The sequence below is a fragment of the Streptomyces sp. LUP30 genome, assembly GCF_001746365.1.
Lineage (GTDB): Bacteria > Actinomycetota > Actinomycetes > Streptomycetales > Streptomycetaceae > Streptomyces.
Genome location: NZ_MJAJ01000008.1, coordinates 35,616 through 58,800 on the forward strand (window position 1 = coordinate 35,616; position 23,185 = coordinate 58,800).

Annotated in this window: 23 protein-coding genes; 8 read left to right on the forward strand and 15 right to left on the reverse strand. The window is 72.5% G+C overall.

Annotated features, from left to right (window positions below; all coding sequences use genetic code 11):
• Nucleotides 1-42 precede the first annotated feature (42 nt).
• Both BG482_RS09695 and BG482_RS09700 read left to right on the forward strand, forming a co-directional pair.
• Entirely contained in the window at nucleotides 43-1,515 is a 1,473-nt protein-coding gene (locus BG482_RS09695; protein WP_079141717.1) for an LCP family protein, read from the forward strand.
• Nucleotides 1,516-1,757: 242 nt separating this feature from the next.
• Nucleotides 1,758-2,120 (forward strand): four-helix bundle copper-binding protein, encoded by a 363-nt coding sequence (locus BG482_RS09700; protein ID WP_069768522.1) that lies wholly within the window; start codon nucleotides 1,758-1,760, stop codon nucleotides 2,118-2,120.
• Between the two features lie 64 nt (nucleotides 2,121-2,184).
• Here the strand turns inward: BG482_RS09700 and BG482_RS09705 are convergent, their stop codons facing one another.
• Nucleotides 2,185-3,465, reverse strand: a complete 1,281-nt coding sequence (locus tag BG482_RS09705) for an LCP family protein (RefSeq protein ID WP_069768523.1) — start codon at nucleotides 3,463-3,465, stop codon at nucleotides 2,185-2,187.
• 120 nt (nucleotides 3,466-3,585) lie between these two features.
• On the opposite strand from BG482_RS09705, the gene BG482_RS09710 reads away from it, so the two are divergent.
• Nucleotides 3,586-4,146, forward strand: a complete 561-nt coding sequence (locus BG482_RS09710) for an acyl-CoA thioesterase (RefSeq protein ID WP_069768524.1) — start codon at nucleotides 3,586-3,588, stop codon at nucleotides 4,144-4,146.
• A 121-nt stretch (nucleotides 4,147-4,267) separates the two neighbouring features.
• Here the strand turns inward: BG482_RS09710 and BG482_RS09715 are convergent, their stop codons facing one another.
• Entirely contained in the window at nucleotides 4,268-5,425 is a 1,158-nt protein-coding gene (locus tag BG482_RS09715; RefSeq protein WP_069768525.1) for an acyl-CoA dehydrogenase, read from the reverse strand.
• Between the two features lie 201 nt (nucleotides 5,426-5,626).
• On the opposite strand from BG482_RS09715, the gene BG482_RS09720 reads away from it, so the two are divergent.
• Complete coding sequence (locus BG482_RS09720) at nucleotides 5,627-6,970, forward strand: UDP-glucose/GDP-mannose dehydrogenase family protein (protein WP_069768526.1); 1,344 nt, start codon at nucleotides 5,627-5,629, stop codon at nucleotides 6,968-6,970.
• A gap of 118 nt (nucleotides 6,971-7,088) precedes the next feature.
• Here the strand turns inward: BG482_RS09720 and BG482_RS09725 are convergent, their stop codons facing one another.
• Nucleotides 7,089-7,346: a CGNR zinc finger domain-containing protein gene (locus BG482_RS09725; protein ID WP_370745769.1), complete on the reverse strand. Its 258-nt coding sequence runs from the start codon at nucleotides 7,344-7,346 to the stop codon at nucleotides 7,089-7,091.
• On the opposite strand from BG482_RS09725, the gene BG482_RS09730 reads away from it, so the two are divergent.
• Complete coding sequence (locus BG482_RS09730) at nucleotides 7,326-7,721, forward strand: VOC family protein (RefSeq protein ID WP_069768658.1); 396 nt, start codon at nucleotides 7,326-7,328, stop codon at nucleotides 7,719-7,721. The genes BG482_RS09725 and BG482_RS09730 overlap by 21 nt on opposite strands.
• Nucleotides 7,722-7,772: 51 nt before the next feature.
• On the forward strand, nucleotides 7,773-8,177 hold the full coding sequence (locus BG482_RS09735; protein WP_069768527.1) for a VOC family protein: 405 nt from the start codon (nucleotides 7,773-7,775) through the stop codon (nucleotides 8,175-8,177).
• Between the two features lie 49 nt (nucleotides 8,178-8,226).
• Here BG482_RS09735 and BG482_RS09740 read toward each other — a convergent pair whose 3' ends face one another.
• From BG482_RS09740 to BG482_RS09755, 4 genes are all read right to left on the reverse strand, one after another.
• On the reverse strand, nucleotides 8,227-9,336 hold the full coding sequence (locus BG482_RS09740; protein WP_069768528.1) for a dipeptidase: 1,110 nt from the start codon (nucleotides 9,334-9,336) through the stop codon (nucleotides 8,227-8,229).
• 139 nt (nucleotides 9,337-9,475) lie between these two features.
• On the reverse strand, nucleotides 9,476-10,663 hold the full coding sequence (locus tag BG482_RS09745) for a dipeptidase (RefSeq protein ID WP_069768529.1): 1,188 nt from the start codon (nucleotides 10,661-10,663) through the stop codon (nucleotides 9,476-9,478).
• Between the two features lie 7 nt (nucleotides 10,664-10,670).
• A complete protein-coding gene (purE, locus tag BG482_RS09750) occupies nucleotides 10,671-11,168 on the reverse strand; it encodes a 5-(carboxyamino)imidazole ribonucleotide mutase (protein ID WP_069768530.1) in 498 nt (165 codons plus the stop codon).
• A gap of 20 nt (nucleotides 11,169-11,188) precedes the next feature.
• Nucleotides 11,189-12,328, reverse strand: a complete 1,140-nt coding sequence (locus tag BG482_RS09755; protein ID WP_079141718.1) for a 5-(carboxyamino)imidazole ribonucleotide synthase — start codon at nucleotides 12,326-12,328, stop codon at nucleotides 11,189-11,191.
• Between the two features lie 199 nt (nucleotides 12,329-12,527).
• Here BG482_RS09755 and BG482_RS09760 point away from each other — a divergent pair, with 199 nt between their 5' ends.
• Nucleotides 12,528-13,043 carry a GtrA family protein gene (locus BG482_RS09760; protein ID WP_069768532.1) on the forward strand — a complete coding sequence of 172 codons (516 nt, stop codon included), beginning with the start codon at nucleotides 12,528-12,530 and terminating at the stop codon, nucleotides 13,041-13,043.
• Between the two features lie 77 nt (nucleotides 13,044-13,120).
• Here BG482_RS09760 and BG482_RS09765 read toward each other — a convergent pair whose 3' ends face one another.
• Both BG482_RS09765 and BG482_RS09770 read right to left on the reverse strand, forming a co-directional pair.
• Nucleotides 13,121-14,395 carry an ATP-binding protein gene (locus BG482_RS09765; RefSeq protein ID WP_069768533.1) on the reverse strand — a complete coding sequence of 425 codons (1,275 nt, stop codon included), beginning with the start codon at nucleotides 14,393-14,395 and terminating at the stop codon, nucleotides 13,121-13,123.
• A 148-nt stretch (nucleotides 14,396-14,543) separates the two neighbouring features.
• Nucleotides 14,544-15,221: a response regulator transcription factor gene (locus BG482_RS09770; protein ID WP_069768534.1), complete on the reverse strand. Its 678-nt coding sequence runs from the start codon at nucleotides 15,219-15,221 to the stop codon at nucleotides 14,544-14,546.
• Between the two features lie 523 nt (nucleotides 15,222-15,744).
• Between BG482_RS09770 and BG482_RS09775 the strand changes: the two genes are divergently transcribed.
• Nucleotides 15,745-17,241, forward strand: coding sequence for an oligopeptide:H+ symporter (locus BG482_RS09775; RefSeq protein WP_069768535.1), 1,497 nt, complete (start codon nucleotides 15,745-15,747; stop codon nucleotides 17,239-17,241).
• 96 nt (nucleotides 17,242-17,337) lie between these two features.
• On the opposite strand, the gene BG482_RS09780 is transcribed toward BG482_RS09775, so the two are convergent.
• The 6 genes from BG482_RS09780 to BG482_RS09805 form a co-directional block, all read right to left on the reverse strand.
• Complete coding sequence (locus tag BG482_RS09780) at nucleotides 17,338-18,606, reverse strand: hypothetical protein (protein ID WP_069768659.1); 1,269 nt, start codon at nucleotides 18,604-18,606, stop codon at nucleotides 17,338-17,340.
• Nucleotides 18,607-18,670: 64 nt separating this feature from the next.
• Nucleotides 18,671-19,813, reverse strand: coding sequence for a hypothetical protein (locus BG482_RS09785; protein WP_069768536.1), 1,143 nt, complete (start codon nucleotides 19,811-19,813; stop codon nucleotides 18,671-18,673).
• Complete coding sequence (locus BG482_RS09790) at nucleotides 19,810-20,649, reverse strand: hypothetical protein (RefSeq protein ID WP_069768537.1); 840 nt, start codon at nucleotides 20,647-20,649, stop codon at nucleotides 19,810-19,812. The genes BG482_RS09785 and BG482_RS09790 overlap by 4 nt, the downstream gene beginning before the upstream one ends.
• A gap of 29 nt (nucleotides 20,650-20,678) precedes the next feature.
• Nucleotides 20,679-21,407 carry an LPXTG cell wall anchor domain-containing protein gene (locus BG482_RS09795; protein ID WP_069768538.1) on the reverse strand — a complete coding sequence of 243 codons (729 nt, stop codon included), beginning with the start codon at nucleotides 21,405-21,407 and terminating at the stop codon, nucleotides 20,679-20,681.
• Nucleotides 21,408-21,930: 523 nt separating this feature from the next.
• Nucleotides 21,931-22,491 carry an ATP-binding protein gene (locus tag BG482_RS09800; RefSeq protein WP_069768539.1) on the reverse strand — a complete coding sequence of 187 codons (561 nt, stop codon included), beginning with the start codon at nucleotides 22,489-22,491 and terminating at the stop codon, nucleotides 21,931-21,933.
• Between the two features lie 202 nt (nucleotides 22,492-22,693).
• The gene (locus tag BG482_RS09805) at nucleotides 22,694-23,089 is read right to left on the reverse strand and encodes an STAS domain-containing protein (RefSeq protein WP_069768540.1); all 396 of its coding nucleotides are present in this window, start codon (nucleotides 23,087-23,089) and stop codon (nucleotides 22,694-22,696) included.
• Nucleotides 23,090-23,185: the final 96 nt, after the last annotated feature.

The window sequence follows — 23,185 nt, forward strand, 5'->3', positions numbered from 1 at the left end:
CGGCTACCACCGCCCTACGGCCGCCGCCCGGAGGTGCCCCGTATGCCCATCACGCCGTCCCGGTTCCCGCGCCGCCCCCACCCGCGGCGCCGTGTGCCGCGTCCCCCCGCCCGACGCGGACGCCCGCGCTGGGCCGTGCGGGCGGCGACCACGCTGTCGGTGGTGCTCCTCGCGGCCGCCGGCATCGGTCACTCGGTGATCAGCAGCCTCGACGCGGGCATCGCCCGGGTCGACCCCTTCAAGGACATGAAGAACCGTCCGCGGGGCGGTCACGGCACGAACATCCTGCTGGTCGGCACGGACGGCCGCGACCGGATCACGCCGGCGGAGCGCCGCCGGTACCGTCTGGGCGGGGCTCCCTGTCACTGCACCGACACGATCATGATCGTGCACATCTCGGAGGACCGGGAGCGGGCCAGCGTGGTCAGCCTCCCGCGCGACTCGTACGCGCTGACGCCCCCGCACACCGACCAGGTGACCGGCAAGGAGCACGGCGGCCATCCGATCAGGCTCAACGCGGCGTACGCGGAGGGCGGTCCGCAGCTCACCGTCCGCACGGTCGAGAACATGACGCACGTGAAGATCGACCACTACCTGGAGGTCGACTTCACCAGCTTCATGAAGACGGTGGACGTCCTCGGCGGCGTGCCGATCTGCACGGCGCTGCCGCTGAAGGACGCCTACACCGGCCTGGACCTGGCGCCGGGCCGGCACACGCTCCAGGGCGGCGAGGCGCTGCAGTACGTGCGCTCCCGGCACGCGGACGCCTCCTCCGACCTGGGCAGGATGAAACGCCAGCAGCGCTTCCTGGCGGCCCTGGTGGACCGGGCGACCTCCTCCGGTGTCCTGCTGAACCCGCTGCGGTTCCGGGACGTGACCCGGGCGGTGCTGGGCTCGGTGCGGGCCGACCGGGGCTTCGGCGCCGACGAGTTGCTCGACCTCGGGCGGGCGATGCGCTCCTTCTCCCCCGCCTCCTCCGAGTTCGCCACCGTTCCCATCGGCCGGATGGGATACCTGGTGAAGGGGATCGGGTCGACGCTGATGTGGGATCCGGTGAAGTCCGCGCGCCTGTTCGCGTCCCTGCGCGACGACGAGCCCCTCGCGGCGACGGCCCGGGCGATCGGCCGCCGGGGTGCGCTGGTGCCGGTGGCGCCGCAGCAGATCCGGGTGCAGGTCGAGAACGGCACCCGCACACCGGGGCTCGGCCGGCGGGTGGACGCGGCGCTGGCGGCGACGGGCTTTCGCACCACCCGCCGGCCGGTCGCCGCGGGCGGCCCCGTCGCCCCGCGCACGGTGGTCGCCTACGACCCCCGCTGGGACCGCTCCGCCAAGTCCCTCGCCACCGCCCTGCCGGGCAGCGAGCTGCGTGCCGTCAAGGGGCTCGGGCCGACCCTGAAGGTGATCGCGGGCGCGGACTTCCGGCAGGTGCGCACGGTGCGGGCGGCGGGTGCGGAACAGGGCGGGTTCGGGGTCGTCAGGGGTGACGAGGTGGGGTGCCCACCGGAGACCCTCTGAGGGATGCCCCGTCCGGGAAGCCCCGTCCGGGAAGCCCCCGTCGGGGAACTCCCCCGGGATGTGACCCTGATGGTCCTGGGCGGTGGGTCGGCGCGAGAGCCCGGCCACGTGGGTTTCTGGTGCAAATAGTGCGAAATGGTGCCGTCCGTTCTGATGGCGCGAGCCCGCTGGAGGGCGTACGACGGGAGAGCGGGCGCCGGGGACCACCCGGCCCCTCACCCTCATGACCCCCAGGAGGAGCCATGACCCAGCCCGGAACGATGACCCCGATGAGCCGGCAGATGCAGGACTGCGTCGAGGCGTGCATGTCCTGCCACAGCATGTGCGAGGAGACCATGAGCTCCTGCCTGCAGATGGGCGGCCAGGCCCAGATGCAGGTCATGCGCGCGCTCATGGACTGCTCCGAGACGACCCGCATGTGCGCCGACATGATGATGCGGCGCTCGCCCATGTCGGCCGAGATGTGCGCCCTGTGCGCCAAGGCCTGCGACATGTGCGCCGAGGCGTGTATGGCCATGCCGGACGATCCCCAGATGATGCGCTGCGCCGAGTCCTGTCGCCGCTGCGCCGAGATGTGCCGGACGATGGCGGGCGCCACCATGTGACCGTCGCCGGAAACGCGTTCAGGGGCGCCCCGCAGGACGCCCCTGAACTCTGCCCGCGTCGGCCTCAGCTGCCGGAGACGGTCACCTTCTCGTCGTTGTTCAACTCGTTCACCAGCTGCTTCACCTTCGCCTTGTCCCAGACGAGGTTGCCGCCGGTGGAGCCGGAGATCGGCATGTTCAGCGAGGTGCCGTCGCCGCCGTTGACGCCCTTCATCGCGAAGAACATGGATCCCAGGTCGTACAGCCCCATGTCCTTGTCGACGATGAGCGAGTCGAGGCCGGCGCTCATCGTCGGGTAGAGCTTGAAGGGGTTCAGGACCGTGCCGGGGGTCGCCACCTCGTGGGCGAGGGCCGCGAGGAACTTCTGCTGGTTCTTGGTGCGCTGCAGGTCGGACGCGGCGAAGGCGTGCCGGGTGCGGACGAAGGCCAGCGCCTCCTCGCCGTTCAGCTTCTGCTTGCCCGCCTGGAAGTCGGCGCCCGAGTACTTGTCCTTGAAGGCCTTGTCGATGGTGATCTCGACGCCGCCGACCGCGTCCACGATGCTCGCGAAGCCCGCAAAGCCGATCTCCACGTAGTGGTCGATGCGCAGGCCGGTGTTGAACTCGATCGTGCGCACCAGCAGCTCGGGGCCGTCCGTGGCGTACGCGGCGTTCAGCTTGATGTGCCGACCGGTGCCCTTGTACGTCTTGCCGGACTCGGAGCCGACGAACGTCGGGAGCTCGACGTCCGAGTCACGCGGCAGCGAGACCAGCGTGTCGCCGTCGGACCCGACGTGCAGGATCATCATCGAGTCGGTGCGCTTGCCCTCGGCCGAGCCGGTGTGCAGCTTCTTCTTCTCCTCGGCGGACATGCCGTCACGGCTGTCGGAGCCGACGATCAGGTAGTTCGTGCCGTCGCCGCCCTCGGGCCGGTCGATGACCTTCGACAGGTCGACCTCGCGCTTGAGCTTGCCGTCGGCCCAGAAGTACGTGCCGACGGTCGTCACGACCAGCACGGTGACCAGGCTGATCGCCGTCCACTTGATGCGGCGTCGCCAGTTCGGCGCGGGGCGCGGGGCGCGCGTGTCGAAGTCGCCGGGCCCGCCGGAGTCGCCGCCGCCCCCGTAGACCTGGCCCGAGCTGTAACCGCTGTCGTACCCGGTCTGCTGGGCGTTGGTGTAGTCGCCGTATCCCTGGCCGTTGACGTACGACGGCTGCGGCGGGACGCCGGCTCCCTGCGGCGGGGCCGTCCGGCCACGGCGGACCTGGCGCATGACGCGGGCGCTCTCGGGCTGCGCGCTGGCGCTGCCGCCGCCGTACCGGTTGCCGCGGTCCCTGTCGGACCATCCCTCGGGCCAATCGTTCATGCGGACCAGTGTGCAGGGCAGGGCAGTGTGCCGTACAAGGGTCGTCGGAGAATCAGGGCCGCGCTGTTGCCAACCTGACACAAAGTCCCGGGTTGTCCCCCTCGGCATAAGGTGGAGGACATGACAGACCAGGTCACCGCGGCGGACTCGGGCAGTACCCCGGACATCCCGGGCAAGCCCACGTCCGCGTCCCGCACCACCCTCAGCCACATCATGACCCACGCCGACACCAACCTGCTGGGGACGGTGCACGGCGGCGTGATCATGAAGCTCGTCGACGACGCGGCGGGAGCGGTGGCCGGCCGGCACTCCGGCGGGCCCGCCGTCACCGCGTCCATGGACGAGATGGCGTTCCTGGAGCCGGTCCGGGTCGGCGACCTCGTCCATGTCAAGGCGCAGGTCAACTGGACCGGCCGGACCTCGATGGAGGTCGGGGTGCGGGTGCTGGCCGAGCGCTGGAACGAGTCCGCCCCGGCGACCCAGGTCGGCTCCGCCTACCTGGTCTTCGCCGCCGTCGACGCCGACGGCAAGCCGCGTGCGGTCCCGCCGGTCCTCCCGGAGACCGAACGCGACGAGCGCCGCTACCAGGAGGCCCAGATCCGACGCACCCACCGGCTGGCCCGCCGCCGGGCGATCATGGAACTGCGCGAGCGCCGCGTGGCCGAGGGCTTCGAGGACTGAGGCCGCGACACCCGGCTCGGTCGAGGCGGAACTCGTCGGCAGCCCCCGGCAGCACGCCGGGGGCTGTCGCCGTCTGCGCGGGCCGCAGGTCAGTGGCAGCTTCTGACCTGCAAAAACCCTGCTACGGCAGGTTCCTCGCCATCACGATGCGCTGGACCTGGTTCGTGCCCTCGTAAATCTGGGTGATCTTCGCGTCGCGCATCATCCGCTCGACCGGGTAGTCGCGGGTGTAGCCGTAGCCGCCGAGGAGCTGGACGGCGTCCGTGGTGACCTCCATCGCCACGTCCGAGGCGAAGCACTTGGCGGCCGCGCCCTGGAAGGTGAGGTCGGAATCCAGCCGCTCGGACTTGGCCGCGGCCGCGTACGTGAGCTGGCGGGCCGCCTCGATCTTCATGGCCATGTCGGCGAGCATGAACTGGATGCCCTGGAAGTCGGCGATCGCCTTGCCGAACTGCTTGCGCTCCTGGACGTAGCCCTTGGCGTAGTCGAAGGCGCCCTGGGCGACGCCGAGGGCCTGCGCGGCGATCGTGATGCGGGTGTGGTCCAGGGTCTTCATGGCGGTCGCGAAGCCCGTGCCCTCCTCGCCGATCATGCGGTCGGCCGGGATGCGGACGTTGTCGAAGTAGACCTCGCGGGTCGGGGAGCCCTTGATGCCGAGCTTCTTCTCCGGGGCGCCGAAGGAGACGCCCGGGTCGGACTTCTCGACGACGAACGCGGAGATGCCCTTGCTGCGCTTCGTCGGGTCCGTGACGGCCATGACCGTGTAGTAGTCGCTCACGCCGGCGTTGGTGATCCAGCGCTTCACGCCGTTGAGGATCCAGTGGTCGCCGTCGCGGACGGCCTTCGTCTTCATGCCGGCCGCGTCCGAGCCCGCGTCCGGCTCGGAGAGGGCGTACGAGAACATCGCGTCACCCTTGGCCAGCGGCGACAGGTACTTCTTCTTCAGGTCCTCGGAGCCGGAGAGGATGACCGGGAGCGAGCCCAGCTTGTTCACCGCGGGGATCAGGGAGGAGGACACGCAGACGCGGGCCACCTCCTCGATCACGATCACCGTCGCGAGGGCGTCGGCGCCCGCGCCGCCGTACTCCTCGGGGACGTGCACGGCGTGCAGGTCGCTCGCCACCAGCGCGTCCAGCGCCTCCTGGGGGAAGCGGGCCTCCTCGTCCACCACCGCCGCGAACGGCGCGATCTTCGCCTCGGAGAGTGAGCGGATGGCGTCTCGGAGCATGTCGTGCTCCTCGGACGGGCGGTACAGGTCGAAGTCAGCCGATCCGGCCAAGGTGTCCTCACACTCCAAAGACGCTGCGTTTACCGATGCTAATTACCGTTAAGTAACTCAAATTTTAATGGTCCCGCCGATCACAGGGATACGTGAGTTTGGCGACAGGGGTCTCCCCTCGTGATCTGCCCGGTGAGGGGCGCCGATACGCCCCGACTATGCTCGGGCGCGCAGTGACGGCAACCCCCACCAGGAGCATCCATGGCCCTCAAGATCACCGTGATCGGCACCGGCTATCTCGGCGCCACGCACGCCGCGGCCATGGCCGAGCTGGGCTTCGAGGTGCTCGCGCTCGACGTCGTGCGCGAGAAGATCGAGATGCTCGAGCGCGGTGAGACCCCCATGTACGAGCCGGGTCTCGAGGAGCTGCTGCGCCGGCACGTCGCCGGGTTCGAGGGGACGAGCGGGCGGCTGCGGTTCACCCAGGACTGGGCCGAGGTGGGGGCGTTCGGCGACGTCCACTTCGTCTGCGTCAACACGCCTCAGAAGCACGGCGAGTACGCCTGCGACATGTCGTACGTCGAGTCCGCCGTCGCCTCCCTCGCCCCGCATCTGACGCGGCCCGCCCTGGTCGTCGGCAAGTCGACCGTGCCGGTGGGCTCCGCCGACCGGCTGGCCCGCACGATCGCCGCGCTCGCGCCGGCCGGCGAGGACGCCGAGCTGGCCTGGAACCCGGAGTTCCTGCGGGAGGGCTTCGCGGTGCAGGACACGCTGCACCCGGACCGGATCGTCGTCGGGGTGCGCAGCGAGCGGGCCGAGGCGCTGCTGCGGCAGGTGTACGAGACGCCCGTCGCGGAGGGCGCCCCCTTCGTCGTCACGGACTTCCCGACGGCCGAGCTGGTGAAGACGTCCGCCAACTCCTTCCTCGCCACCAAGATCTCCTTCATCAACGCCATGGCGGAGGTGTGCGAGGCCGCCGACGGCGACGTCGCCAAGCTGGCCGAGGCCATCGGCTACGACGACCGGATCGGCAAGAAGTTCCTGCGGGCGGGGATCGGGTTCGGCGGCGGCTGTCTGCCCAAGGACATCCGCGCGTTCATGGCCCGGGCCGGCGAGCTGGGGGCGGACCAGGCGCTGACCTTCCTGCGTGAGATCGACTCGATCAACATGCGCCAGCGCGGGCGGATGGTGGAGCTGGCCCGGCAGGAGCTGGGGGGCGGTTCCTTCCTGGGCAAGCGGATCGCCGTGCTGGGCGCCACCTTCAAGCCCGACTCGGACGACGTCCGGGACTCGCCCGCGCTCAACGTCGCCGGGCAGATCCATCTGCAGGGCGGACAGGTCACCGTGTACGACCCGAAGGGGATGGAGAACGCCCGCCGGCTCTTCCCGACCCTGGGTTACGCCGACTCGGCGCTCGACGCCGTCCGGGGCGCCGACGCCGTGCTGCATCTGACCGAGTGGCGGGAGTTCCGCGACCTGGACCCGGCGGCGCTCGGCGAGGTCGCGACGGACCGGCTGATCCTCGACGGACGCAACGCGCTGGACCCGGAGCTGTGGCGCAAGGCGGGGTGGACCTACCGGGCCATGGGCCGCCCGACCGCGTAGCGGCGCCGGACGACGCCGGTTCGGCCGAGGCTCAGTCGGCCGAACCGGCGTCTTGCTGCATTCTGCACCACCGGGCTGTGACCCGGCCGGTGAACCACCCGGCGAGCTACCGGGTGGACTACTTCGCCCGGTACCGGCGCATCTTGGCGCGTGCCCCGCACACCTGCATCGAGCACCAGCGGCCCCGGCCGGCCGGGCTGCGGTCGTAGTACGCCCAGTGGCAGGTCACGGCCTCGCAGGCCTTCAGCCGGGTCCAGGTGCCCGCGACCAGCGCCTGGGCCACGGCGGCGGCCGTGCGGGAGAGCAGCGAGGCCCCGTCGGCGGGGCCGGGGGGAGCGAGGCGGGCCGAGCCGTCCTGTTCGTCGACGGTCACCACGAGGGGCGCGGACGCCAGCAGCTCGCCGAGCGGGGTCAGGTCGTCCTGGACTGTCCCGACCCGCGTGTGCTGGCCGGTTTCTACGCCGAGGTGCTGGGCGGCACCGTCGACGGCGACGGGGACTGGGTGGACGTGAAGACGCCCGACGGCCGGTCGCTGGCCTTCCAGGCCGCCCCCGGGTTCGTGCCGCCCGCGTGGCCGGCGCCGGAGCGGTCGCAGCAGTTCCACCTCGACCTGACCGTCGCCGATCTGGACGTCGCCGAGCGGGGCGTGCTCGCACTCGGCGCGAAGCCGCTGGACGCGGAGGACCGCTCCCGCGGATGGCGTGTGTACGCCGATCCCGCTGGGCACCCGTTCTGCCTGTGCCGCTGCTGAGTCCGACGCGGCGGCCCGAGGCCCGCAACACGTGCTGCCCAGGAGGGTTCCATGCCGCCCGTCGCCCGCTTCCGCTCCGTCGTGCTCGACTGCCCCGATCCGCGTGCGCTCGCCGCGTTCTACGCGGCGGTCCTGGGCGGCACGCCCGAGGCCGAGGACGGGGCGGACGACTGGCTCGTGCTGCACGTGCCCGGCGGCCCCCGGATCGCCTTCCAGCAGGTGGAGGGCTACACCCCGCCTGAGTGGCCGCGCGCCGACCGCAATCCGCAGCAGTTCCACCTCGACCTCGACGGCGGCGCCACCTGGGAGGAGATGGACGAGGCCCACGAGCGGGTGCTCAAGCTGGGCGCGCGCCCGCTGGACCTGGAGGACCGCGAGAGGAAGGACTTCCTGGTGTACGCCGACCCGGCGGGCCACCCGTTCTGCCTGTGCCGCGTCGAACAGCCGCTGGCCTGACCGCGGGGCCGGACCGCGACCGGGGCGCCTGCCCCAGGGGCGGGCCGGTTCAGTCGTCCGTCGTGTCCAGCTCGGTGATGCGTACCGTCGACGGCTTGCGGCGTTCGCGTGCCGCGCGGGCCGCGAAGTCCGCCGAGCGCAGGACGCGCTGCATGTTGCCCCAGGTCAGCAGGGCGACGTCGGTCTCCGGCCAGCCGCGGCCGAGGAGCTCGGCGACCAGGTGCGGGTAGCCCGGGGCGGCGTCGGGGCCGGCGCCGGGGTCGTGGGCGCCGGACAGCCCCACGCACTCGGGGCCGGCGATCGCGCGGACGTGGTCGAGATGGTCGGCCACGTCCTGCACACGCGGTCCGGTCCGTTCGGGCGACGACGGCACCAGGCACAGCCCCTTGGCCGCGCCGAGCTCGGCGAGCAGCGCGTCGGACAGGTTGTCGGGGTGGGCGCGCAGGGAGCGGGCGGCGGAGCGGGTGCACAGGACCGGCGTCCTGGACAGCGCGAGGGCGCGGCCGATCGTGGCGTCGGAGGCGCCGGACAGGTCGGCGAGCACACCGAGCCGGTTCATCTCCCGCACGACTTCCTCGCCGAACCGGGTCAGCCCCGCCTCGCCCGCCCACGAGGCGCCGGCCAGGGTGAGGGCGCGCAGCCCGAGGGAGTGGAGCACGCGCAGGATGCCCAGGGAGTCGTCGAGCGCGGCGGCGCCGGCGGGGCCCAGGACGACGGCGACCCGGCCGCAGTTACGGGCGTCGATGACCTGCCCGGCGCTGCGGGCCAGTCGCAGGCCCTCGGGATGCGCGGCGATCACCGACCTGACGAGGTCCAGCTGTTCCAGGGTCGCGCCGACGGCCCGCTCGCCCGCGAGACGCTCGGGCAGGTGCAGTGACCACAGCAGCGCGCCCACCTGCCCCTCGCGCAGACGGAGCACGTCCGTGTCGACGCCGCTCTCGCCGAGCTGCAGGTCGTACCAGGGCAGGTCGCGCAGCGCCCAGGGCAGGCCGCTGTGGCCGTCGATGACCGGGTGGGCGGCGAGGAGCGCCCTGGCCCGCTCCAGCTGACCGGCCGGGTCGCCCGGAGGCGGTTGCGGGGCGAAGGGGGCGGTCTGCGCCGTGTCGGGGAGCTCGCCGGCCTCGGGGAGGGCGTGCAGTTCGTCCTGGAGGTCGGCCATGACGGTCTCCGTACGTCGGTCAGCAGTACCGACACCGTCGCACGGCGGGCGGCGCGCTTCCTGGTGGACGGGGCGTTCGGGGGTACGCGTGCGGGCGGGCCGGTCGCACCGGCCCGCCCGCACGCCCCGACGGCCGGGGTCAGCCGTCCAGCGACTCGATCGTCGCGTGGGACGCCGCCCGTGTCGCCTGCAGGTCCCGCGCCACGTCCTCGGCCGCGCCCAGCACCCGCACCGCGTTCTTCCAGGTCAGCTTGGCGAGGTCGGCCTTGGACCAGCCGCGGTCCAGGAGCTCCGCGATCAGCCGGGGGTAGCCGGAGACGTCGTCGAGGCCCTCGGGGGTGAAGGCCGTGCCGTCGTAGTCGCCGCCGATGCCGAGGCAGTCGACGCCGGCGACCTCGCGCATGTGGTCGAGGTGGTCGGCGACCGTGGCGACGGTGGCGACGGGCCGGGGGTGGGTCTCCTCGAAGGCCCGGTGGACCTTCATCGCCTCGGGGGTGGTGGCGAGGTGGTGGAAGCCGTGGGCGCGCATGTTGTCGTCGGCCGCGGCCGTCCAGTCGACCGCCGCCTGGAGGACGAACTTCGGCACGAACGTCACCATCGCCATGCCGCCGTTGGCGGGCAGGCGCTCCAGGACGTCGTCGGGGATGTTGCGGGGGTGGTCGCACACCGCGCGCGCGGAGGAGTGGGAGAAGATCACCGGCGCGCCGGTGGCGTCGAGCGCGTCGCTCATGGTGGTCGCCGCCACGTGCGAGAGGTCGACCAGCATGCCCTCGCGGTTCATCTCCCGCACGACCGCGCGGCCGAACGCGGTCAGCCCGCCCGCCTTGGGCTCGTCGGTGGCGGAGTCCGCCCAGTCGACGTTGTCGTTGTGGGTGAGCGTCATGTACCGCACGCCGAGCCCGTAGAGGCCGCGCAGCACGCCGAGGGAGTTGGCGATGGAATGGCCGCCCTCCGCGCCCATGAGCGAGGCGATGCGGCCCTGCGCACGCGCCGTCTCCATGTCCGCGGCCGTCAGCGTCGGGTGCAGGTCGCGCGGGTGGCGGGCGATGAGCCGCCGTACGCAGTCGATCTGCTCCAGCGTCGCCGGGACCGCGTCGGGCAGGTCCGCGCGCACGTACACGGACCAGTACTGCGCGCCGACTCCGCCCGCGCGCAGCCGGGGGATGTCGGTGTGCAGGTGGGCGTGCTGGTCCTGGGCGACGTCCCGGGCGTCGAGGTCGTAGCGGACCTGTTCGCGCAGCGCCCAGGGGAGGTCGTTGTGGCCGTCGACGACCGGGAACTCGCGCAGGAGTTCGCGGGCCGCGTCCAGCGAGGCGGGCTCCGTCACTTCGCCGTCACTTCCCGAAGCCGAAGCCGTTCGAGCCCTCGACCTTGGCCCGCAGGCGCTTGCCCTTCTCGGTGGCCTGGTCGTTCAGCTCCTGCAGGAAATCGCGCATCCGGGCGAGGAGCTCCTCGTCCTGGACGGCGAGGATGCGGGCGGCCAGCAGACCCGCGTTGCGCGCGCCGCCGACCGAGACGGTGGCGACGGGGACGCCGGCCGGCATCTGCACGATGGACAGCAGGCTGTCCATGCCGTCCAGGTACTTCAGCGGGACGGGCACGCCGATCACCGGCAGCGGGGTCACGGAGGCGAGCATGCCGGGCAGGTGGGCGGCGCCTCCGGCGCCCGCGATGATCGCCTTGAGTCCGCGCTCGGCCGCCTGCTCGCCGTACGCGATCATCTCGCGCGGCATGCGGTGCGCCGAGACGACGTCGACCTCGTACGCGATCTCGAACTCGTCGAGGGCCTGGGCGGCGGCCTCCATGACGGGCCAGTCGGAGTCCGACCCCATGACGATGCCTACGACTGGGCTCATTCGGTGATCGTGCCTCTCAGGTATCCGGCTGCGTGACGTGCGCGTTCGAGGACGTCGTCCAGGTCGTCGCCGTAGGTGTTGACGTGGCCGACCTTGCGGCCGGGCTTCACGTCCTTGCCGTACATGTGGATCTTCAGCTGGGGGTCGCGGGCCATGCAGTGCAGGTACGCCGAGTACATGTCCGGGTAGTCGCCGCCGAGGACGTTGACCATGACCGTCCAGGGGGCGCGCGGGCGCGGGTCGCCGAGCGGGAGGTCGAGGACCGCGCGGACGTGGTTGGCGAACTGCGAGGTGATCGCGCCGTCCATCGACCAGTGGCCCGAGTTGTGCGGGCGCATCGCCAGCTCGTTGACGAGGATGCGGCCGTCGCGGGTCTGGAACAGCTCGACCGCGAGGTGGCCGACGACGTCGAGTTCCTTGGCGATGCTCAGGGCCATCTGCTCGGCCTTGAGCGCCAGCGTCTCGTCGAGGCCGGGGGCGGGCGCGATCACCGTGTCGCAGACGCCGCCGACCTGGCGCGACTCGACGACGGGGTAGGCGACCGCCTGGCCGTGCGGGGAGCGCACCACGTTGGCGGCGAGCTCGCGGACGTAGTCGACCTTCTCCTCGGCGAGGACGGGGACGCCCGCGCGGAAGGGGTCCTCGGCCTCCTCGGCGGAGTCGACGACCCAGACGCCCTTGCCGTCGTAACCGCCGCGGACGGTCTTCAGGACGACGGGGAAACCGTCGCCCTCGGCCGCGAACGCGGCGACGTCGGCCGGGTCGCTCACGATCCGGTGCCGTGGGCACGGCACGCCGAGCGCGTCGAGCCGGGCCCGCATCACGCCCTTGTCCTGGGCGTGCACGAGCGCGTCCGGGCCGGGGCGCACGGGGATGCCGTCCGCCTCCAGCGCCCGGAGGTGCTCGGTGGGCACATGTTCGTGATCGAAGGTGATCACATCGCACCCGCGCGCGAACTCGCGCAGCGTGTCGAGGTCGCGGTAGTCGCCGATGACGACATCGCTCACGACCTGCGCCGCGGAATCCTGTGGGGTGTCACTGAGGAGCTTGAACCTGATGCCGAGCGGGATGCCCGCCTCGTGTGTCATACGAGCGAGCTGCCCCCCGCCGACCATGCCGACTACCGGGAACGTCACACCCCCAGGGTATCGGCCGCGCCACCCCGGCCGAATCCCGCGCCTCTTACCGCCGGCTTTCCGGCCTCATACCCGCTGTTTCCCCTCATCTCGCCCCGTGCGGGCCGACCCATGAGCCGGACCACAGGAAACCGGGAAGAGTGGTGGTTAGCATGGCTGGGTTGACGAAACCGATTCCCGGACGGGGGCCTGTACGACCATGGCACATGGTTCCTCGGGGCTGAAGAGGCTCATTCGTGAGCTGGCCAGGTTCGGAGCCGTGGGCGGCGCGGGCCTGCTGGTGAACCTCGGCGTCTTCAACCTGGTCCGGCATCTCACCGACCTGCAGGTGGTGCGGGCCAGCGTCATCGCGACGGTCGTGGCGATCGCGTTCAACTACGTGGGCTTCCGCTACTTCACCTACCGTGACCGCGAGAAGAGCGGGCGCACCAAGGAACTGACGCTGTTCCTGCTGTTCAGCGTGGTGGGCCTGGTGATCGAGAACGGGCTGCTGTACGCGGCGACCTACTGGTTCGGCTGGGACAGCCCGCTGCAGAGCAACGTGTTCAAGTTCCTCGGCATCGGCATCGCGACCCTCTTCCGCTTCTGGTCGTACCGGACGTGGGTGTTCCGCACGCTGCCCGTGCAGGAGGCCGTGGCCGACGCGGAGGCCTTTCTGACGGTGGCGGAGCAGTCCCGGCGACCGGAGCCCAAGACCACGCAGCGCGTGAGCTGACCCCTCCCCCTGCCCGGCGGCCCTCCGGTCGTCTTCGGGCCCTCTTCAGCCCCGCCGAGCGGCGCGCCGAGCCGGCCTCACCGGACCGTGGGCTCCTCGCCCTGCGGGGTGCGCTTCTGCGGCGCCGTGCGGGACAGGAACAGGCCGAAGACCGGCGGCTGGGCCTGGAGCATCTCCAGCCGGCCGCCGTCGGCCTCGGCCAGGTCGCGGGCCACCGCCAGGCCGATGCCCGTGGAGTTGCGGCCGCTGATCGTCCGCTCGAAGATGCGGGCCCCCAGGTCGGCGGGGACGCCGGGGCCCTCGTCCGTCACCTCGACCACGGCCTGGTTGCCGGTGACGCGGGTGCGCAGCGCGACCGTGCCGCCGCCGTGCATCAGCGAGTTCTCGATCAGGGCGGCGAGCACCTGGGCGACCGCGCCGGGCGTGCCCACCGCGCGCAGATGGCGTTTCCCGGAGCTGACGATGGCCCGGCCCACACCCCGGTAGGCGGGGCGCCACTCGGCGAGCTGCTGCTGGATGACCTCGTCGAGGTCGAAGGTGACCGCGGAGCCGGTGCGCGGGTCGCGGGCGTTGGTCAGCAGGCGTTCCACGACGTCCGTCAGCCGCTCCACCTGCGTCAGCGCGATCGTCGCCTCCTCCTTCACCGTGTCCGGGTCGTCGGTGAGGGTGATCTCCTCCAGACGCATGGACAGGGCCGTCAGAGGGGTGCGCAGCTGGTGGGAGGCGTCCGCCGCCAGTCGGCGTTCGGCGGTGAGCATGCGCGCGATGCGCTCCGCGGAGGAGTCGAGGACGTCGGCCACCCGGTCCAGTTCGGGGACGGCGTACCGCTTGTGGCGGGGGCGCGGGTCGCCCGAGCCCAGGCGTTCGGCGGTCTCCGCCAGGTCGGTGAGGGGCGAGGCGAGGCGGTTCGCCTGGCGGATGGCCAGCAGCACCGCCGCGATCACCGCGAGCAGCGCCACCAGGGCGATGATCAGCAGGGTGCGGCCGACCTCCCGGGTCACCGTGGAGCGCGGCTCCTGGACCAGGATGGTCTCGCCCTCCTCGCCCTTGGCCGTCGACCGGATGACGTCGCCCTCGGGCTGGACGCCGACCTCGATGACCGGCCGGCCGGGGATCCGGATCTCGGCGTAACGGTCCTGGGTGACCTGGTCGCGCAGTATCTCGGCGGTGACGTCCTCCGCGCCGACCAGCCGGCTGTCCACGATGCTGGCCAGCCGCAGCGCCTCGGAGTCCACCCGTTCCTGGGCGCTGTTGCTGATCGTGCGGGTCTCGACGATGACGAGGGACACCCCGAACACGGCGATGACGACGAGCACGACGGCAAGCGTGGACTGGATCAGACGGCGACGCACGGCCCCTCCGGGGGATGACTTCACAGGACGGGGTGCGGGCGCCCCCGCTCAGGGGCGCGGGGAACTGCGCGAGAGGCACCACGGCCCGCGGCCGACGACGCACCGCACGTCGACGGCCGAGTCCCGCGGCCGCCCCCTCCGGGGTAACTCAGCTCTTCTCGAAGCGGAAGCCCACACCGCGCACCGTGGCGATGTAGCGGGGGTTGGCCGCGTCGTCGCCGAGCTTCTTGCGCAGCCAGGAGATGTGCATGTCGAGGGTCTTCGTCGACGACCACCAGGTGGTGTCCCAGACCTCGCGCATCAGCTGGTCGCGGGTGACGACCCGGCCCGCGTCGCGCACCAGGACCCGCAGCAGGTCGAACTCCTTGGCGGTGAGCTGGAGTTCCTCGTCGCCCATCCAGGCGCGGTGCGACTCGACGTCGATGCGCACCCCGTGCGTGGCGGGCGGCTGCTGGGGCTCGGACGCGCCGCGCCGGAGCAGGGCCCGGACCCGGGCGAGCAGTTCGGCCAGCCGGAAGGGCTTGGTGACGTAGTCGTCGGCGCCCGCGTCCAGGCCGACGACGGTGTCCACCTCGTCGGCGCGCGCGGTCAGGATGAGGATCGGGATGGCGTGGCCCTCGGAGCGGAGCCGGCGGGCCACCTCCAGGCCGTCCATGCCGGGCAGGCCGAGGTCCAGGACGACCAGGTCGACGCCGCCCTGCATTCCGGCGTCGAGCGCGGTGGGGCCGTCCTCGCGCACCTCGACCTCGTAGCCTTCCCGGCGCAGGGCGCGGGCCAGCGGCTCCGAGATGGACGCGTCGTCCTCGGCGAGCAGTACACGGGTCATGAGCTGATGGTAGTCCGCGCGGGCGGGGGCCGAAGTGTGATCGACGACGCTGTTTCTTACCTGGGGACATGCCGGACAGCCCGGGCGCCGGACCGGGGCCGGCCCGTGGTCGATCTTGGTACGGACCTGCGGTCGGAGGATGACAGGATGGCGGGGGCCTTGAAAACGCCGCCAGGGTTCCATGATCACCTGTGATTCGCGTCTCAAGTCCTTCCATATCCGGCGTTGTGCTGCCGTATGGTGAAAGAGCGCCTGTAGTACACAGGGACCTTTGGCGGTCGACTTGACGCCGAGGGTCTCTTTTGTGTGCGGGCCGGTTCCCGCCGGCCCCGAAAGGAATGACCTGTGGCCGGGCCCCCGACGCGAGGGGGCGTGGATCCCGGTGACCGCCGTCCACCGCTTCGAGACCCGGAGCGGACTCCCCCCGGGCGTAGGGGTGGACGAGGCGGCCCGCCGGTGCCGGCCGCCCCCCACCGGGCGCGCACCGCGCAAGTGCAGCGCGTCCCGAGCAGCAAGGAACGACATGGCGTCCAGCCTGACGAAGGACTCGGTCCGCCCGGACACCCCCGGCTCCGGGAAGACCTTCTTCGGCCACCCCCGCGGACTGGCCACTCTCTTCATGACCGAGATGTGGGAGCGGTTCTCCTACTACGGCATGAGGGCCCTGCTCCCGCTGTACCTGGTCGCCCCGGGCGGCCTGCACCTCAGCGCCGCGACGGCGACCGCGATCTACTCGGTCTACCTGTCACTCGTGTACCTGCTCGCCCTCCCCGGCGGCTGGTTCGCGGACCGGGTGCTCGGCCCCCGCAAGACCGTCGCCGTGGCCGGCGCGATCATCATGCTCGGCCACCTGACCCTCGCGCTGCCGAACGCCGGCACCTTCTTCGCGGGTCTCGGCCTGGTCGCGATCGGCTCCGGTCTGCTGAAGGCCAACATCTCCACGATGGTCGGTCACCTCTACGACGGTCCCGACGACCCGCGCCGGGACGGCGGCTTCACGCTGTTCTACATCGGCATCAACCTGGGCGCGTTCGCCGCTCCGCTGGTCATCGGCACCCTCGGCGAGAACGTCAACTGGCACCTGGGCTTCGCCCTCGCGGCACTCGGCATGGGTCTGGGCCTGGCCCAGTTCCTGCTGGGCAGCCGTCATCTGAGCGCCCGCTCGGACGTCGTCCCCACGCCGCTGTCGGCGCAGGAGAAGGCGGCCACACTGCGCAAGGCCGCGTTCTGGGCGGCCGTCGCGATCGTCTTCTACACGGTCGTGGGCGTCTCCGGCGTCTACACCCTGAACTGGCTGCTGGTCCCGATCACCGTGGCCGGCCTGATCATCCCGGTCCTCGTGATCGCCCGGATGAAGCGGGACGGGGAACTGGACCGCGCCGAGCAGTCCAAGCTGACGGCGTACATCTGGTTCTTCGTCGCCGCGGCCGTGTTCTGGATGATCTACGACCAGGGCGGCTCGACGCTGTCCCTGTTCGCCGAGTCCTCCGCGAAGAACAGCGTCCTCGGCTGGGACTTCCCGGTCTCCTGGTACCAGTCGGTCAACCCGGTCCTGATCATGGCACTGGCCCCGCTGTTCGCCTGGGCGTGGCTGGCGCTGGCCCGGCGCGGCAAGGAGCCGAGCACCGCGGTGAAGTTCGCGACGGGCCTCGTGCTGGTCGGCGCGTCCTTCTTCCTCTTCCTGGCCCCGCTGTCGATCGCCGAGGGCGGTCACAAGGCGGCCGCGCTGTGGCTGGCGGCGATCTACTTCGTGCAGACCGTCGGCGAGCTGACCCTCTCCCCGGTCGGCCTGTCGGTCACCACGAAGATGGCTCCCGCGAAGTACGCCTCGCAGATGATGGGCGTCTGGTTCCTGGCCGTCACCGCCGGTGACGCCACGACCGGCCTGCTCTCCATCGCCGGCGTCGACCTCAACAAGACGGGGATCGTGGCCCTGGAGGCCGTGCTCGCCGTGATCGCCGGCCTCGCGGTGTGGATGTACCGCAAGAAGGTCAAGGAACTGATGGGCGACGTCAACTGACGTCCGCCCGCCGCGGGGGAGGGCCGGCGCACCCAGTGGGTGCGCCGGCCCTCCCCCGTCCCGGCCCCGGCTCGACCGCCGGCGCCGTGGGACGCCTCAGCGGGTCCTTCTGCCCGGCAGGAACGTGAAGACCGCTCCGCCCAGCAGCACCGCCGTGCCCGCCACCAGGCCCAGGGCCTTCAGCGCGCCGTGGTCGCCGGAGCCCGTCTCCGCGAGGCCGCCGCCTCCGGAGGCGGCCCCGCCGCCGGAGGACGAGGACGACGCACCGCCGCCGCCCGACGCGCCGCCGGCCTGCTCCTCGGTGTTCAGCGTCAGCGAGACCGCCGTGCTGTCCGGGGTGCACGTGGTGGTCGTGCCCAGGGCCTCGATGACGAGGACGCCCGGCGAGAGCGTGGACTCACCCGTCGCGCCGGGCTTGTACGTGCCGGTCAGGTCGGGAATCTCGATCGGGGCGCCCTGCTTCACGGGGGCCTGGTTGGCCGGGCCCGTCACCTTCACCGAGCCCTTGTCCGAGCCGCCCAGGGTCACCTGCATCGAGGGCTTCACGGAGTTGGCCGGGATGTCGATCGGGCTGTTCATGACCGACTTCTTGAACTGCACGGTCAGGCCGTAACTCCCGCCGTTCTTCTTGGCGTTGATCTGCACCGGCGAGGTGGCCTTCTTCTCGCCGATGGGCGACTGGCAGGTGTAGGGGATGTCGACGACCTTGCCGGTGAAGTCCGTTCGGCCGGAGCCGCCGGTCGGCGACGAGGACGGGGTGGGCGACGACGACGGGGACGGCGTCCCGGACCCGCCGGGCGTGCCGGAAGGCGTGGACGACGCGCTCTGCGAGGGGCTGCCGCTCGACGAACCCGAACTCCCGCCGCCGGACGTGACCGTGATGGTCGCCGAGGGCTGGACGGCCTGCGTCGGGGTGCATCTGGTGTCCGTCGACAGCGCGTTGACGACGTACGCGTCCGGCGTCAGCGTCACCTGTCCGGCCGCCGTCAGCTTCAGCGAGCCCTTCATGTCGGACAGCGTCATCGCGCCGCCCTTGGGGATCGCCGGGTTCTCGCGCGGCCCCTGCATCGCGATGTCGGCGCTCTGCGCGCCGGCCGCCTTGAGGGTGCCGGACGGCTGGACGGAGTTCGCCGGCAGATCGATGATGTCGGGGTTCTTCGACGCGGCCTGCGTGAACTTCCAGACGACGTCGACGGTGTCGCCGACCTTCGCCGTGGCCGGCGCGGTGATCTCGACCTTCGTGGTGCCGTTGACGTCGGGCAGGCCGATGCCCGAGGGCGGCACGCACTTGGTGGCATAGGACACCTCCGCGGCCTGCGCCCGGCCGGCGGTCACGCCCAGCAGGACGGCCGCCCCGGTGAGCATGACGGCGGCGCCCGCTGCCGCGGCCCGCCTGCGCGCGGGGGCCCGTTCGGGTGGCATGGCTCTCTCACTCACGTGGATCCCTTCCTGCCGGGGTCGTGGGACTCGTACGGCTCGTGGGAGTCGTAGTGCTCGTGGGAGTGGTGGGGCTCATGGGGGTCGTGGGTCGGTCCTCCCGCGGTGCGGAGAGCCGTGCCGCAGGGCCCGGACCGGTGTCCGGGGTGAACCACGGCAGGGCCGTGCCGGGGGCCGGGGCCGGGGGCGCGGCCTGCGGGGCCCGGACGGCCGTGCTCCGCCTGCGCCGGGACACCCGGGAGGGCCCCCGGGCCGGACGGCGCGGACGCACCCGGTCCACCACCGCCAGCCCGACGCGGAACACCGCCCCCGGGACGACCACGCAGAGCAGGATCCAGAACAGGGTCACGCCCCATGGACGGCCCACCCCCCACGGCTGCTCGGCGAGGACCTTCCCGCCGTACTTCAGGGAGACCGTGTAGTCGCCGTGCGCGCCCGCGGCCAGCTCCACGGGCAGCTCGACGCGGGCCTTCCCGCCGGGCCCGATCGTGCCGCGCCACTGCCGCTCGTCCCACTGCGGGGCGAACACCCCGTGCGCGGCGCCGACCTGGAACACGGGGTCCTTCACGGCCCCGGTGCCGACGTTGCCGACGGTGAACGTCAGCGTGCGCGCGGGCGGCGCCCCGAACCAGGTCAGCAGTCCCGAGGAGCCGTCGAGCCGGGTGTCCGTGAGCACCGACAGACGTCCGCCTCCGGTCTGCGCGGGCAGTGGCCGGACCGGGTGCCCGGCCACCTGGAAGGCCGCGTCGGCCTGCGCCTTCGCGCCGGTGGCGGTCGCCACGTGCACCACACAGGGACAGGGCGCAGGCGGCTCCGTCACGGGCAGCGCCCGGCTGAAACGGCCGTCGGCGTCGGTGGTGACGGCGCGCCCGTCGGCGTTGGCACAGGAGTTGGTGCCGCCGATCACGCCCCGGTCCGGCGTCGCCTGCCCGCAGACCAGCAGCATCAGCAGCGTGCGCGGCCCCCAGCCGCTGCCGCTCACGGTGACCGAGCCGCCCGTGCCCGCCTGCGCCGCGGACACCTTCACCACCGGTCGGTCGGCGGCCGCGGCCGGGGCGGCCGACGGGACCAGGGACAGCAACAGCAGGAGGAGCAGGAACGGCGCCGTCGCCGTGATCCGCAACTCGCCTCTCACGTCAGCGCTCCCCTCGGCTCGGCTTCGGTGACGACCGGCCGGCGCCGGCGCCGGCGTAGGAACACGGCGGCTGCCGCGGCCGACAGCGCGCCGCCCGCCGCGCCCGCCGCCGCGCTCCGGGACACGAACCGCGCGGACGCCCGCCCGGTGGCCTGGGCCGCGCCGGGCGCGGTGACCGTCAGCCGCACGGTGACGGCGTCCAGGTCCGGGCGGTCGGGCCAGGGCTCGTACAGCGCGAGACGGCGGCCCGGCGACAGGCGCACGGGCAGGGTGCGCGGGGCGCGGTCCAGGACGACGCCCAGGACGCCGTCCGCGCGCACGGCGAGCCGGGGGACGAGCGCCGTGGTGCCGCGGTTGACCAGCTCGTAGGTGATGCGGTCGCCGCGCACGGCCACGTGCTCGACGGTCAGCGCGGCCAGCCGGGGACCGCCGACCCGGATCAGCAGCCGGACGTCGCTCTCCCGGCCGGTCGAGTCCCGCACGACGATCCGGCCGACGCGGTCGCCGGGCCGGGCGTCCGCCGGGACCGCCACCGTGAAGGGCACCTCGGCGCGGGTGCGGGCGGGGACGTCGAGGGCGGGTTCGGCGAAGGCGACCCGCAGGCCGGGACCGGCGGCCCCCAGCCTCACGGACAGCGGACGGGTCCCCCGGTTGGTCACGGCGACCGTGTCCCGCAGCGCCGTCCCGGGCGTGCCCTCGGCGTAGAACGACGGCCGTCCTCCGCCGGAGGGCGACGCCGACCAGCCGGCCGGACCGGCGCCGGGCACACCGGCCGGCAGCACCTGGGACAGCAGCGGCAGGGACAGCAGCAGGACGCGGGCGGTGGCGTACGGCATCGGCGGCTCCAGCGCTCCTCCGGGTGCGGTCAGCGGCGGGCGCGGGCCGGCTGGTTGCGCCTGGTCAGCCACAGGGCGCCCGCCGCGCCCGCGAGCAGCACGGTGCCGCCGAGGGTGCCGAGGGCGATCGCGGAGTCCTCGGGGCCGGTCTGCGGGAGCTGCCCGCCGGAGCCGCCGTCGCTCACCGCTCCGCCGGTCGAACCCCCGCTCGTACCGCCACCCGATGTGCCCCCGCTCGTGCCGCCGCCCGACGCGGTCACGTCGAGGGTGAGGGAGGGACCGGGGGTGTTGCTCGGTGTGCAGGTCGTGGTCGTGCCGAGCGCCTTGATGGTCAGCACGCCCGCCGTGAGGGTGACCTTGCCGCTCTTCCTCGGGGTGTACGTGCCGCTCAGGTCGTTGATCTTGATGGGCGTGTTCTCGGGGATCGCGGCCTGGTTGGCCGGGCCCGTGACGTTCACGATGCCGCTGTCGGCGCCGCCCAGCTTGATGGTGGCGCTCGGCTTCATGGAGCCCGCGCCGAGTTCGACGGGGCTGGAGGAGACGCCCTTCTGCCAGGACATCGTGATCCGGTATCCGTCGCCGCTCTTGACGCCCTTGATGTCGATCGGCGAGACGGCGCTCTTGTCTCCGATGGGCGTCTTGCAGACGTAGTTGACGTTGACGACCTCGGCCATGGCCGCCGGGGCGGCCGTCAGCACCGCCGAGCCGGCCAGGGCCGCGGCAGTCGCGAGCACGGCGGTTCGCTTCCGGTTCGACACGGTCCCGTCCCCTCACTCCCACCGCCCCGCCTTACTGACGAGGCATCAGATTGAGCCGTCAAGGTACGCCCGGGGCGATGAGGAGGGAAGAGAAGGCACGGACCGGAGTTGTGACGATCCGACACCCGCGCCCGGGCGGCGCGAAGGCCGCCCGGAACCCGTCCGCTGGCGGCCCAGGAGGGGACGCCGAGGTTCCACGGGGGACGGACCGGGGCCGATGGAGGGGAGGCCCTGAGGGCGGAGATCAAGCCCCGGGACCGAGGGGGCGCGTCGGCGCGGGGCCGCCGGGACGGCCGGGAAACCGACCGGCGAAGGCCGAAAACGGCCGGACCATCAGCCCGTCCATCGACTCGGCGCTCGGTGACCTGCGAACCCGGGAACCCGGGAACCTACGAATCCGGGAAACCACGAGGGCGCGCCGCCGCGGGCGCGGGCGGGCGCGCGGGAAGTGTGCGGGCGGGCCCCCTGCTTGCGGGCGCCGCCCGCCGGGCGGGTCGGCGACGGGGGCCGCGGTCGGGGCCCGTCAGGCCGGAGCGCCCAGTTCCGCCCAGACCGTCTTGCCGGCGATGCCCTGGGCCCGCATGACACCCCAGTCCAGGCAGAGACGCTGGACGATGAACATGCCGTGTCCGCCGGGGCGGCCGGCGCGGTGCGGGGTGCGGGGGGCCGGCTGGCCCGTGCCGCGGTCCGAGACCTCGACGCGGATCACCTTGTTGTCGCAGCCCAGGACCATCGCGTCCGGCCCCTCGGCGTGCAGGCACGCGTTGGTGACCAGCTCCGAGACGACGAGCAGCACGTCCTCGGCGGCGGCCCGCCGGTCGGCGGTGGCGGCCGGCAGCCAGCCCCATGCGTACAGCGCCTGGCGGGCGAAGTCACGGGCGAGCGGAACGACGCCGCTGGCGTCGTCGAAGCTCAGCCGGCGTACCTGACGACCGCCCGGCGACCCGGGCGCCACGGCAGCCGTGCCCCCGCCGGACGCCCCAGCCCCGCGTGCGTCCCCGTGGGACGTCCCGGAAGCGCCGCTGGGCTCCGGGCTGGGCTCCGGGCCGCGGTCGCCCGGCGAGTAAGGCCGGGTGGTGCTCATCAGCGCTTCACCTCACCGATTCCCCGATTGACCGGTTCACCATTCAAGAGTCGGATCTCTGCAGAGTCGTACGTAGCCGGACGGCGTTCGCGTCGGCGCCGCCGCCGACATGTGCGGGTTCAGGATGTCTCCTGCCCGGCGTCACGGGCGGAACACCCCCGTTCTCGCCCGTGTCGTGTCGACGCCGGGCGGACGGCGGAACTCAGCCGTCCTCGTCCTGTCCGTCGCGCTCGTCGGCCAGCGCCGCCTCGACCGTGTCGTGCACGGTGAACACGGCGTCCGCTCCGGTGATCTCGAAGACCCGGGCCACCACGGGGAGCATTCCCGCCAGATGGACTGCGCCGCCGGCCGCCTCCGCCTTCAGGCGCGCTCCGAGCAGCACGTTGAGCCCGGTGGAGTCACAGAACTCCAGGCGTGTGCAGTCGACCACCAGGCGACTGCGACCTCTGGCGAGGCAGGCTTCGAGTGGCTCGCGCAACAAATCGGCGGTGTGGTGATCCAACTCACCCGCCGGGGTCACGACGGCACTGGGGCCCTCTTCCCGCACCTCGACCAGAAGCCGGCCCGACTGTGCGCTGCCGACCGTCCCGCGGTCCATGCCGTCTCTTCTCCTGGGGTCGCGAACTGCTTTCTGACGCCCTCGAACACTACGCCCTCGACCCGCACCTCAACACCCGAACAATCGCACACAAAC

What these genes read in the sequence shown, in the direction of transcription:
- BG482_RS09710 (WP_069768524.1), top strand. Translation starts at nt 3,586, where the DNA reads ATGACAGACCAGGTCACCGCGGCGGACTCGGGCAGTACCCCGGACATC.
- purE (WP_069768530.1), bottom strand. Translation starts at nt 11,168, where the DNA reads ATGGGGTCGGACTCCGACTGGCCCGTCATGGAGGCCGCCGCCCAGGCC.
- BG482_RS09775 (WP_069768535.1), top strand. Translation starts at nt 15,745, where the DNA reads ATGGCGTCCAGCCTGACGAAGGACTCGGTCCGCCCGGACACCCCCGGC.
- BG482_RS09740 (WP_069768528.1), bottom strand. Translation starts at nt 9,336, where the DNA reads ATGGCCGACCTCCAGGACGAACTGCACGCCCTCCCCGAGGCCGGCGAG.
- BG482_RS09705 (WP_069768523.1), bottom strand. Translation starts at nt 3,465, where the DNA reads ATGAACGATTGGCCCGAGGGATGGTCCGACAGGGACCGCGGCAACCGG.
- BG482_RS09770 (WP_069768534.1), bottom strand. Translation starts at nt 15,221, where the DNA reads ATGACCCGTGTACTGCTCGCCGAGGACGACGCGTCCATCTCGGAGCCG.
- BG482_RS09790 (WP_069768537.1), bottom strand. Translation starts at nt 20,649, where the DNA reads ATGCCGTACGCCACCGCCCGCGTCCTGCTGCTGTCCCTGCCGCTGCTG.
- BG482_RS09700 (WP_069768522.1), top strand. Translation starts at nt 1,758, where the DNA reads ATGACCCAGCCCGGAACGATGACCCCGATGAGCCGGCAGATGCAGGAC.
- BG482_RS09720 (WP_069768526.1), top strand. Translation starts at nt 5,627, where the DNA reads ATGGCCCTCAAGATCACCGTGATCGGCACCGGCTATCTCGGCGCCACG.
- BG482_RS09760 (WP_069768532.1), top strand. Translation starts at nt 12,528, where the DNA reads ATGGCACATGGTTCCTCGGGGCTGAAGAGGCTCATTCGTGAGCTGGCC.
- BG482_RS09735 (WP_069768527.1), top strand. Translation starts at nt 7,773, where the DNA reads ATGCCGCCCGTCGCCCGCTTCCGCTCCGTCGTGCTCGACTGCCCCGAT.
- BG482_RS09805 (WP_069768540.1), bottom strand. Translation starts at nt 23,089, where the DNA reads ATGGACCGCGGGACGGTCGGCAGCGCACAGTCGGGCCGGCTTCTGGTC.
- BG482_RS09800 (WP_069768539.1), bottom strand. Translation starts at nt 22,491, where the DNA reads ATGAGCACCACCCGGCCTTACTCGCCGGGCGACCGCGGCCCGGAGCCC.
- BG482_RS09780 (WP_069768659.1), bottom strand. Translation starts at nt 18,606, where the DNA reads ATGCTCACCGGGGCGGCCGTCCTGCTGGGCGTGACCGCCGGCCGGGCG.
- BG482_RS09695 (WP_079141717.1), top strand. Translation starts at nt 43, where the DNA reads ATGCCCATCACGCCGTCCCGGTTCCCGCGCCGCCCCCACCCGCGGCGC.